Here is an 11,887-nt window from a genome sequence, read left to right on the forward strand (position 1 = left end):
GATGAAATTATCACGTCGACGTTTTTTAAAAACCAGTGCAGTTGTAAGTGCAACAACACTATCTGCATCTTCTTTTGCCTCATCACTAGTGCCAAGTGACGATTTGCAATCACCAGACAATGCCAATAAAGCCTTAGTGTGCGTGTTTCTGCTTGGTGGTAACGATGCCTACAATATGATCGTTCCAACACCAGGATCTGATGCCTACCAAGATTATAAAGCCGCTAGACCTAAAATGAGCTTACCAGAAACTCAACTAAGCCCATTAAATTTAACCACGACTAATGGTGTACCGCTCAGTATTGATAATAATATGTCTTCATTATTACCGTTATTTGAGTCAGGTAATGCAACAGCAATTATAAATTCAGGTCAATTGATTCAACCAACAACTCGTGATGATATCAGTAATGCCAAGGTTAAATTGCCACAATTTCTAATGGCACATAACCAGCAGCAAGACTTGTGGCAATTAGGTACTGATAATTTAGGAAATGCCTACGGTTGGGCAGGAAGAATGATGGACATGCTCGGTGCAACAGGCAGCCTATCACCACTCATTTCGGTAAACCAAGGTCAAAAATTACTGCGCAATAAAAATTCTCAGCAAACAGTTATTAATGGTAAAGGTGCTGGTAAATATTCAGCCTGGAATGACGATCTACGCCTTGATGCTTATTTTTCTCACTTTACTCAACGTCAATATGACAATATTTATATGCGCAACTACGCCAGTGCAATGTCGCATAACCTTTCAGAAAATGAAGCCATAAAAAAGATTCTTGCTAACCACCCTAGTCATTATACCTACCCCCAAACTGATCTAGCAGAGCAGCTAGAAATGGTCAGTCGCTTAATTAAAGCGCGCGATGATATGCATCAGCAACGACAGGTATTTTTTGTTGGTCTCGGAGGTTTTGATACCCATAAGGATCAAAAGAAAATCCATCCACAACTCCTCCAACAAGTCAGTGATGCATTAAGTACTTTTAATGCTGATATGATAGATAGTGGTCTTAATGATCAAGTAACCTGTATCACAATGTCTGATTTTGGTCGTCGCTTACAAGCCAATGCCAGTGGCACCGATCATGGCTGGGCTGGTCATCAAATTGTTACTGGAGGCGCAGTTCGAGGTAATAATGTTTATGGTGATTGGCCGCAATTAACTACCAATAGCCAACATAATTATAATAATGGTCGTATTATACCAACCATTGCCGCAGATCAGGTTAACGCCTCACTGTGTCGTTGGTTAGGTCTATCAGAAGCACAAATATTGTCCATCTTTCCTAACTTAAATAATTTTGATTCACCGTATATTGAATTTATTTAATTACGATAAATGAAGAACTGATTACATTCGTTATTTTGACATCTTATGATAGAAGAGTAATGAAAAGAACAATATTGTTATTAATTAAATATAATCAGCCATAATATTTATGGCTGATTTTTGTAATAAATAAACAATTAAACATTAGATGATTCAATACTCATCTGAAGTACATCTTCACCAGCAACAGCAAAATGCAGCTCAATACTACCTTTTGATGTTATGTTTTTTATTAGCTTTATATCATGTTGACTATATTGTTTTAAAACAAGATCATGAATTTCAGAAATCAATTTATCTTTATCCATTACCGTTGTTGTTTTTTTGCTTTCAAACCACATAAAACATTTCACATACTGATTATAAACACAGTAATAATAAACCAGATCAATACTTTTAAGAAGCAAATAACTGTTAGTAAATATTAACTACATCACAAACATAACCACAAAAGACAACAATTGAGTCAATTATGTATCATTTAAATCAAAAAATCACATTTCACGTTATCGTATCGGCTTAAGGTAACTGGTTACAGTCAATAAAATAGCTAACACTACTGTAACTACTCCCCATTTATTAACCAATACTATTTGAGTCAAATAAATTTCTCGCTGATATGATAATTTCTATTATTAATGTTTGTAATAATAATAAAAACCCACCAAATTAAAACCATATTTAATATATAAAAAACCATTATTAGTAAGTGGTAATAATTACTTCTAAAAAAACAGATTTAATAATAAATAAAGACCTACTGGTTAAGCATTATTTAACTATTACTATAAAACTCAATACAAATGTAATTGATATCTATTCCCGTTTAAAATAAAATATATTGTTAATCACACTAATATACTTTTTATTATCTTTCTATTAGTACTCTTTTAATGACAATATTATGTTCGGAGAATAATAATGGCAAATAGCATTGCCTTATTGGGTAACCCTAACAGTGGTAAAACCACATTATTTAATACCTTAACTGGAGCTAAACAGCGAACAGGTAATTGGGCCGGCGTAACCGTTGATAAAAAAGAAGGGCTATATCAATTCCATAACCAAACAATAACTGTTGTTGATTTACCTGGCATTTATTCAATGAGCTCATTTGACGAACAAGGATCTGTCGATGAACAAATTGGATGCGACTATATTTTAAGTGGTGAAGCAGATCTTGTGGTCAACATTGTTGATGCTGCCAATATTGAACGTAATTTGTACTTAACACTGCAATTACTTGAAATGAATGTCCCCTGCCTAGTCGTGCTTAATATGCTCGACATTGCCCGTCAAAAAAATATTGTCATTGATGCAGAAAAGCTATCGCAACAATTAGGTTGCCCAGTTGTGTGCTTAATCGCGAATAAAAATAAAGGTATAGAATCATTAAAAGTAGCGATCGAAAAGCAACTCATCACACCACAACGTTCTTCATTTCAAACCCATTTTCCGCCACAATTACGCAATGTTATCACCCAATTAAGCACCGATATTCCCGAGACAGTAATTGCAGACAGCAACAAACAATGGCTTGCTTTGAGGTTACTCGAATCCGATATCTCTGCACAGCGCCATGTGCTAAATACCCATATTCCAGATCGTGTTAGCCATTATCAAAATACGCTTTATCAAATATTTAATGAACATGCCGATTTGCTGATTGCCGATGCTCGCTATCAAACCGTTGCCGATCTCATTGCTCAATCAACATCCCATCACCAAGCCACTCAGCATAAGTTAACCCAATGGATTGACGCAATAGTGCTTAATCGCTATCTCGGACTACCGATTTTCTTATTGGTTATGTATTTGATGTTTTGGTTTGCAATTAACATTGGCGGCGGACTACAACCTATTTTTGATGAGGGCTCGGCAGCAATATTTATTCATGGCACTGCTTGGTTATGTCAATACCTTGGTCTACCAACCTGGTTAGGTGCTATTTTATCTCAAGGCCTTGGTGGCGGTATAAACACCGTCATGCCTTTTATTCCACAAATAGGGCTAATGTTCTTATATCTGTCAGTATTAGAAGACAGTGGCTATATGGCTCGAGCAGCGTTTGTTATCGACCGTTTAATGCAAGCGATAGGCTTACCCGGTAAATCGTTTGTACCTTTGATTGTTGGATTTGGCTGTAATATTCCATCAATTATGGCCTCACGCACACTTGAAACGCCAAGAGATCGCATTCTAACCTCAATGATGGCGCCCTTTATGTCTTGTGGTGCGCGACTCGCCATTTTTGGCGTTTTTTCAGCTGCCTTTTTTCAGGGTATGGGCAGCTTGATTGTGTTCTCACTTTATCTACTTGGTATTTTAGTCGCTGTATTGACTGGTTTTATATTAAAGAAAACATTATTAACTGGTGAAGCATCTCCTTTTATCATGGAACTACCGACTTATCATGTGCCAAGTCTTAAAACAACACTGATCCACAGCTGGAGCCGCCTGCGAGGCTTTTTAGTTAAAGCGTGTCGACTTATTATTCCCATTTGTATGATTGTTATGGCACTTAATAGCGTTACATTCTCAGGACGAGTTATTGAGCCTGGCCAACAACAAGATTCAGCATTATCTGATATTGGTCGTTGGGTAACACCTGTATTATCACCATTGGGTGTCAACCAACAAAATTGGCCCGCAAGTGTGGGTTTGCTTACCGGATTTTTAGCAAAAGAGGTTGTTGTTGGTACACTCAATACTCTCTATAGTGCTGAATTAGCAAATCAGAGCGTTGCTGATGACTCACAGTCATTCAACCTACTGAGTGAATTAAAAACGGCATGGCAAGATACTGTTAATGGCGTTGAAAATAGTTTCTCATTAACAACCTTTAAAAATCCAATTAAAGCCAGTGAAGCCGACGGTACAATGAACACCACTGCAATGGGACAAATGCATAATCAATTTGGCTCGATGGTAGGTGCCTACGCTTATTTAATCTTTGTTTTATTGTATGTACCGTGTGTATCAACTATCGGTGTTATTGCAAAAGAAATAGGCCGCAACTGGGCATGGTTCTCAACATTTTGGGGGATTGCTGTTGCCTATGCATTGGCGATTAGTTTTTATCAAGTCGCCACATATGCAGCACACCCAGTTGCTACCATTGGTTGGTTAATATTTGCGTGCTCACTACTGATGAGCTTTATTATCGGAATCCGTTATTTGAGCCAACGAGTGGATTGGCAACTATCGATGCCAACAATACCAGCTCAACATAAAAATGGAGGCTGTCATTAAATGGTTAGCTTAATCAACGTTCGCAATGCAGTACGCACAGCTAGAGTCATCTCTTTAGCTCAGCTGAGCCGCATATTTAACAGTGATCCGCAATGGTTATTAGTCTTACTCGATGATCTAATAAAAAGAGGCAACATTGAGCGTTGTGAAGCCACAAAAAACTGTAATCAAGCATGCCATGGCTGTCAGACTAACTCACAAGATATTATTTTCCGCTGGCGTGATGAACAGATAAACATTGCTAATCTCTAACGTAATGTAAAGACTTAGCGTTATTATGATGGATATAAAAAAGACCACTATTTCTGATAAATAGCGGCCTTTTTTTATAGATATGGCAGTTTTAGTCGGTGATTAAATACTACTTTGTTGTTTTTTATAATGCTTATGAGCTTGAGCAAAGTTACCATCATCATAATGCTCTAACAAAAATAGTGATAATTCTTCATTTGAGATGTTCATCATCATATCCAATTCATCCGTTTTATTGACTGATTGATGATGACCATATCCTATATTTAAAACAGTAACTTGAGTATACATAAGCAATCCTTGCAAATTTGTATAGTCTTCATCATGTCTTAGTTTTTTTATTTCTTATAATGCTAGATATCAAAAACGATACACAGATCAACATTGCATTAACAAATAGGATACCAAAAACACACTTTCAAGTTAACCAAATGTAACGCATTTGTTGCTGTGTTTTTCACCTCGTTTAGGCACCAGAAAAATTGTATAGCTTATCGGTATCCATCGTTAATCGAGTAAACAATGCATTGGTTAAATCTTCTGTCAACGCTAACGCTAGTGCTAACATTTCATGTTCAAAAGCATTAATTAGTGCCACAGCTTGTTCTGGCTGAGCCACATGTAATGTCATGTATTGTGCTTCCATCAACGTCTGTTTATGGGCTGTTTGTTGTTCAAAATCGTGATAAGCCTGCTGCACTATTGGCGAGAACTGATTCCAGTCCATCATTGCTAAGGTTTGTAATTTGCGAAATTTCCAATATGCCGAGTGGTTATCAGCCTTATTATCACCAAGCATTAATGCTTCAGGTACTGAAGTCATTCCTTGATAAAACGGTAGATATACACTTAAAGCTGTCATGCCATAAGCGATATATTGTACTTCACCAATGGCAGTAGGTAACTGTGAGCGTAACTGCAATACATGCGAATGTTCAGTACGAAATACAGCAATGGGACGATAAGGCTCATTAGGATTACTGTGGGTGTAAGGATCATGAGGTGTAGCTTGATAGTGATTGCGTAAGCCTTGCATCACATCATGGACACTAAGTTTATGTTTAGGGGTTAAGTAAACCGGAAATGATTCACCTTGATCAATTTGGGTCGTAAGTCCATCAGTATAAAGATGTTGCAATGTCCACACACGAGGATAGTTATAGGTTTTATCATGCTCAACGTCTTGTGAATAAGCTCGATGAAAATTAAAGCTCTCACTATTTTCCGCTGAAGGTAATTGGTGCTGTTGGGCAAATTCAATTAAACCCTTTGAAGCCATAAAATCAGGATGATCAGCAACATAATCAACTAATCGACCTTGATTGGCAGATACAAAATATTTATCCGCAGGGATCTTAGCAGCCATCCAATGATGACCACTTCCGGTTTCTAAGTACCAAATTCCCTCTTTATCAACAAACGCAACCCCAAAACCTTCAGCAGTACCTTGAGTTTCAATAATATGCCCTAGCAAAGCTACGCCTTCTTGAGCACTATGCACTCGAGGTAGGATAACATTAACAATCGCATCTTCACCAATACCGGTTGTTGTGACATAAGGATCAATAGCCAACACTTGAGCATTATTAAAGATTGTTTCTGTAGCAGTTATACCAACGCCTACGGAATTAAATCCAGCCGCACCAAAGCTAGTACCATCAGTATCAAAGTCAGAATTAGAGGTATATTGAAGCGCATTTATTGCCGCAGGATAACTAAAATCGTTTCCCATTGCCCCAATCGAATGAAAATCATTTGATTGTACCGCTTCTGCAGGATGAAAGTTAAACCGTTTAGCATTGATCGCTTGGTGATCTTCATTACGAGCAATGATAAACGATCCATCAACAGTCACTTGATTACCGACAAGAATCGTCGTACAAGCGCTTGCTGCTATTTCAGATTGCTCACCATTAGTATCAGAATAATATCCTTTCATCATAAACCACCTTTTAAATAACAGTATCTTTAAAGGTATACGGTGAAAATCAAATCTATTTTGTGATACATATCACACCATTGCACGACCAATCAAACCGTCCCCCCAATCTATATTGATCAAGTATCGCAAAAATGGACATACCACCATTAAATTTAAAATAAAAAAACGGCTTTGAACATGTGCTCAAAGCCGTTAATTATTTGACGCTATTCTAACTCACAATTTACCTAAGCGTTCGAGCTAAGGTAACAATGACAACTACGCCTCAGCGTTTAGCAGAGCCATTGATTGTTGAGCTATAACAAATTCTTCATTGGTTGGAATAACCATCGCTAGTGGTGTGTCAGCTTGGCTGATAACACCTTCAGCACCAAAACGAGCAGCTTCATTACCTGCAACATCTTCACGGTAACCAAAGATTTTCAGTAGACGCATAATTTCACTACGTACCGGTAATGAATTTTCACCAATACCACCAGTAAAGATGATACCGTCTAATTCATCTAATGCGACCATATAAGAAGCAATATATTTAGCTGCACGGTAACTAAATACTTCAAAAGCAAGTTTAGCATCATGATTACCAGCTTCCATCGCTTCAATGATGCCACGACAATCACTGGTTAAACCTGAAATACCTAAGAAACCAGAATTACTAACAAGTTCCTTATGTAAACGCTCAGGCGTCCAACCTTTCTTTAATAAATATTCAAGAATACTTGGATCAATATCACCACAGCGAGTGCCCATCATTAGACCAGCAAGTGGGGTGAACCCCATTGAAGTATCAATACTCTCACCATTTTTAACCACACAAACAGATGCGCCATTACCAAGGTGAACTGAAATAAAGCTTGATGCTTCAACAGGTTTATTAATTCTTTTTGCTGCTTCACGCGTAACATAATAGTGGCTAGTGCCGTGTGCGCCGTAACGACGAATATTATATTGCTCGCTAACTTCTTTAGAAATAGCATAAGTATATGCTTTTTCAGGCATTGTTTGATGAAAAGCAGTATCAAACACAGCAAATTGTTGCAACGTTGGAAACGCTTTAGCAGCAGCACGCATACCTAACACGTGAGCTGGATTATGTAGCGGAGCTAAATCACTCAACGCTTCAATATCTGCCATAACTTGCTCATCAACACGTACGGTTGAATTAAACTTAGTACCGCCATGTACAACACGGTGACCAATAGTCACGATACTGTCTTTCATACCAAGCTCATCAACCAATGCAACGATACGATCAATCGCTTGTTGATGATGACCGTCAAGGCCTGTAAGTTTAAATTCTTGTTTTTCACCGTTAACTTTCCAGCTAACGACAGCTTCAGGGAGATTAAAACACTCACCAAGACCACTTAACGTAGCTTCACCGGTTACAGTATCAATCAATGCAAATTTAAGTGAAGAACTACCAGAATTGATTACGAGAACTAAAGAATTGCTCATGGTTATCTCATCAGAATTTTTAAGGGCGAATTTCGGATTTATAACAACATCCAGTTTCGGATTTACTCAGTTCAATGCGTGATATTCATTCAACTCAGTAAGTACGTGCCAATCATATTACTCAATTTTTTTTTAAAGTCTCAACTTTTGTTTCAAAAACCACTTAAAAATTTAAAATTTACTGGTTTAGATCAATTTTAAGACTAAAAATCGATTTAATTCGCATAAATCCGCACCATTTGATCAAATTAAGTTGAGTTTGAGGTATGAAATTTTTCTAGATTTTAAGCTTTCACAAACAACATTGAATGATTTACTCACCAAAAAGATTAAAAAAACAGCGCTTTTGATAACTAAATTTCAATAAAAAAATAAAATAGGCACATTAAAAATAATTTTATCAGTTATGCATTCTTGCAGCGAATACTAAATGGTAAGAAAACATTACCGCTCACAAACAAATTCTCTTTAATTTAATATATATTTAAATTATTCATCTGTAGATGAACTATCCATTGCTTGATAGTAGTCATACAGGCTATCAATATCAGCACTACACATAATAGCCATGGCCGCTTTTAGTTGTGACGTCGACCAATCCCACCATGCCATCTCCAATAATTGCTCAATATGGTGCGCAGCAAAGCGTTTTTTTACACATCTGCCAGGGTTTCCTACCACAATTGAATACGGTTCAACATCTTTAGTGATCACCGCTCGTGTACCAATAACAGCACCATCACCAATGGTAACCCCAGGCATAATCACGCACTCAGCACCAAGCCAAACATCATTACCAATGACGGTATCTCCCGCACGTTCAAAACCACTTTTTACACCATCACCAAATTCTGAAAAATCAAAAGGAAATGATGAAATCCAATCATGTCGATGGCCTTGATTACCCGCCATCATGATCACTACACCGCTAGCGATAGAACAAAAACGCCCAATAATCAGTTTATCAACCTCACCGAAAATACCTGATTGCCACACCTCATTGGTCGATTTATCCCCCAATAGATAATGCACACACTGATCTTCAAAGTGATGTTGATGATAATAGCCAGAGTAATAGCTGTAATCCCCTACCTCTATGTTAGGATTGGTAATATGCTGCTTAATTTCATAACCACCAATCCAAGACGGAAAAATACTCAACCCCATTACAATTCTCCTTTATACTCATATTCACAATAAAACAGACTATTATAATATTAATGACTTTGGATCCCTCAATGAAACTCGATAATTTATATAATGCCTATCTAGGCGAACTTTATGGCATTAGTTTTTTTACAACCTTTGTTGAACAGTATAGTGACCGTAGCCATAACAACAAATGGCACGCTTTATTAGAAATTGAACTAATAACAGCCCAAAAACTAAAATTAGCTTTACAGCCATTAGGAATGGAATGTCCTGATTATGATGCAGAAATGGCGCAAAAAGGCATTACCGATGCAAATAAATGGTTGCACCTACCTTGGCCTACTTTGATTGATACTATGGTTACGTGGGTTGCGCCTTACCAACAACGCTATCAGCAGCAAGCCGATGATGCCCAACAACATCAAGCTTTATATATGCTCGTTGCAGATCATGAGAATACAATTTATGATTTTCTATTGGCAGAACAGGCAGGTTCAACAGAAAGTCTGCAAATATTGCAGCGTTTTGTTAATAAACATAGCAAAGCACATAATAAAAAGTGCAACTAAACTTACATTAAAAACAACAGCAAAAGCAAATACTTATAACAAACACATCTAAATGAATTTTAAAATTAAACTTTTTTTGCATTTAACTGACATTTACAGACAAATAAATGCTCATAATACGTACAGTTGTTAGCGAGTCCTATTTTTTAGAAAATTGTACTCCCACTAAAAGATGCGCTCAGCATCACCACTGACGATAATCGCAAAGGAAGATAAATGAAAAAAATCTTACTGATCGCCCTAGGTACAGTTGCAATCATGACCGGATGTAAAACATTACCGGTACCAGGTACAGCTAATATGTCGAATCCTGCTGCTGATTATTGTCTACAGCATGGCGGCACCCACAAGATTATTACCAATAAAGATGGTAGCCAAGCTGGCGTATGTCAATTTGATAATGGCAGCCAGTGTGATGCTTGGGCCTTTAAACGTGGTAGCTGTAATCCAGAGAATAACGCACCAATCGTTTACTGATATTAATCATATAAGCTCAAATATATAACGGGTATACGAAGATCTCCCCCCTTCTTTGTATGCTCGTTTTTGTATGACAATTTCATCTAAAAATCATTATTTAATAATAACTTGGTAACGTACTTTGGCTTGGTGACCAGCACCTAGCTTACCAGCTAATTGCCACTTAATCGTACCTTGATATCCGACTCGATTCACACCATCAGGTGTTCTGACATCACAACTTAGCGTTGAAGGTAAGTCGCTATTATTACAATTGATAACAGTAGCTAAAGCCGTAAACGGAGGTACAGCACTAACTAATTGAATATTTGAAATAGCATCATCGGTGCCATTAAATAGATCAATATTATATTCGATTATATCACCCGGTCGGCCCTCTAGCGATGTTGATGCCTCACTACCTTGTGTGATATTAGTAACGGTATTAGTAAATGTCACCCCTGAGCCAATTGACTCATAACTAACTGATATTAAAAACATATAAAACAAAAAACCACGTATAATAAATAACATAACCTAGCCTATATCTCTACAGTTTAATTAATAATAATTTTATTACTTATGATTTTATTGTTTCATTTATTATTCATTGTCTTATTTTTAAGAAATATATGATCACCAAAACCTCGGAACGATGATCAAGTCTAATTTATTTACGGCTAATGTCATATCAATCGTTACAGTCGTACTAAACCATGCATTAATTAATAAAAAATGGCTATAAAACTAAAATTAATTAGCTTGTCATCCAATTTACAAAATAAAATCCCCAAATAAACAAAATGTTAGGTAGATATATCCTGAGCATAAATAAAAAACAGATCATTACCTTGATCATCGTTCCTATGATTTTTCCATCTTTGCTATTTACGATATTGTTGCTTACTAATTAAAGACATCTCATAACGATTCATTTTTTATAATGACTTTAAATTCTAAAATGTTGCTTTATGCTTATACAATATTTGAGTTATTAGCTAGAGGTACCTCTTGAATGAGATAAAACATATAAGTGACTTTTTAAAACAAAATCATTTATTAACGTTATGCGCTAATTTCGATACCGACTTATGGTGTGCGAGCTGTTATTATTCTTTTAACCCAAAAAAAATGTCTTTATTCATTATGACAAGTGAAAATAGTCATCACAGCCAGTTAATGATGCTTAATAAGAATATTGTAGGCACCATAGCTCCTCAGCCTGAAAATATAAGTGACATTAAAGGGATACAATTTAAAGGTAAAATAAAAAAACTTACAAATAAAGAAGCTGAAATAGCGAATACGAATTATTATTATAAATTTCCTAGCGCCAAATTTATTACAGCCCCGATTTGGGAAATAGAACTGCTCATGATAAAAATGACAGATAATAGCCTAGGTTTTGGTAAAAAATTGTTTTGGCGTCAAGATAAGCATATAAAAAAAGACACCAAACACTGAATA

General features: G+C 36.5%; 12 protein-coding genes. 6 read left to right on the forward strand and 6 right to left on the reverse strand.

Annotated features, from left to right (window positions below; all coding sequences use genetic code 11):
- The first annotated feature begins 1 nt into the window (after position 1).
- The gene (locus G6R09_RS04900; RefSeq protein ID WP_163920816.1) at positions 2–1,336 is read left to right on the forward strand and encodes a DUF1501 domain-containing protein; all 1,335 of its coding nucleotides are present in this window, start codon (positions 2–4) and stop codon (positions 1,334–1,336) included.
- 137 nt (positions 1,337–1,473) lie between these two features.
- Here G6R09_RS04900 and G6R09_RS04905 read toward each other — a convergent pair whose 3' ends face one another.
- Entirely contained in the window at positions 1,474–1,677 is a 204-nt protein-coding gene (locus G6R09_RS04905) for a hypothetical protein (RefSeq protein WP_065167207.1), read from the reverse strand.
- A gap of 580 nt (positions 1,678–2,257) precedes the next feature.
- Here G6R09_RS04905 and feoB point away from each other — a divergent pair.
- Both feoB and G6R09_RS04915 read left to right on the forward strand, forming a co-directional pair.
- Positions 2,258–4,588 (forward strand): Fe(2+) transporter permease subunit FeoB, encoded by a 2,331-nt coding sequence (gene feoB, locus G6R09_RS04910; RefSeq protein WP_065167208.1) that lies wholly within the window; start codon positions 2,258–2,260, stop codon positions 4,586–4,588.
- Entirely contained in the window at positions 4,589–4,840 is a 252-nt protein-coding gene (locus G6R09_RS04915) for a FeoC-like transcriptional regulator (protein WP_163920818.1), read from the forward strand.
- A 102-nt stretch (positions 4,841–4,942) separates the two neighbouring features.
- On the opposite strand, the gene G6R09_RS04920 is transcribed toward G6R09_RS04915, so the two are convergent.
- The 4 genes from G6R09_RS04920 to G6R09_RS04935 all read right to left on the reverse strand — a co-directional run bounded on the left by G6R09_RS04920 (position 4,943) and on the right by G6R09_RS04935 (position 9,407).
- Complete coding sequence (locus tag G6R09_RS04920) at positions 4,943–5,131, reverse strand: hypothetical protein (protein WP_065167210.1); 189 nt, start codon at positions 5,129–5,131, stop codon at positions 4,943–4,945.
- Positions 5,132–5,306: 175 nt separating this feature from the next.
- Positions 5,307–6,782, reverse strand: coding sequence for a C69 family dipeptidase (locus tag G6R09_RS04925; RefSeq protein WP_163920821.1), 1,476 nt, complete (start codon positions 6,780–6,782; stop codon positions 5,307–5,309).
- Positions 6,783–7,040: 258 nt separating this feature from the next.
- Positions 7,041–8,240 carry an acetate/propionate family kinase gene (locus G6R09_RS04930; protein ID WP_163920824.1) on the reverse strand — a complete coding sequence of 400 codons (1,200 nt, stop codon included), beginning with the start codon at positions 8,238–8,240 and terminating at the stop codon, positions 7,041–7,043.
- Positions 8,241–8,729: 489 nt separating this feature from the next.
- Positions 8,730–9,407, reverse strand: coding sequence for a CatB-related O-acetyltransferase (locus G6R09_RS04935; RefSeq protein WP_065167213.1), 678 nt, complete (start codon positions 9,405–9,407; stop codon positions 8,730–8,732).
- 71 nt (positions 9,408–9,478) lie between these two features.
- On the opposite strand from G6R09_RS04935, the gene G6R09_RS04940 reads away from it, so the two are divergent.
- Together G6R09_RS04940 and G6R09_RS04945 are read left to right on the forward strand one after the other, a co-directional pair.
- Positions 9,479–9,961, forward strand: coding sequence for a hypothetical protein (locus G6R09_RS04940; protein ID WP_065167214.1), 483 nt, complete (start codon positions 9,479–9,481; stop codon positions 9,959–9,961).
- A gap of 216 nt (positions 9,962–10,177) precedes the next feature.
- Positions 10,178–10,438, forward strand: a complete 261-nt coding sequence (locus tag G6R09_RS04945; protein WP_065167215.1) for a DUF333 domain-containing protein — start codon at positions 10,178–10,180, stop codon at positions 10,436–10,438.
- A gap of 96 nt (positions 10,439–10,534) precedes the next feature.
- Here G6R09_RS04945 and G6R09_RS04950 read toward each other — a convergent pair whose 3' ends face one another.
- On the reverse strand, positions 10,535–10,921 hold the full coding sequence (locus G6R09_RS04950; RefSeq protein ID WP_163920827.1) for a DUF11 domain-containing protein: 387 nt from the start codon (positions 10,919–10,921) through the stop codon (positions 10,535–10,537).
- A 510-nt stretch (positions 10,922–11,431) separates the two neighbouring features.
- Between G6R09_RS04950 and G6R09_RS04955 the strand changes: the two genes are divergently transcribed.
- Positions 11,432–11,884 carry a YhbP family protein gene (locus G6R09_RS04955; protein ID WP_065167217.1) on the forward strand — a complete coding sequence of 151 codons (453 nt, stop codon included), beginning with the start codon at positions 11,432–11,434 and terminating at the stop codon, positions 11,882–11,884.
- Positions 11,885–11,887 lie beyond the last annotated feature (3 nt).

Source organism: Photobacterium sp. Alg240-V54, assembly GCF_900537155.1.
Classification (GTDB): domain Bacteria; phylum Pseudomonadota; class Gammaproteobacteria; order Enterobacterales; family Vibrionaceae; genus Photobacterium.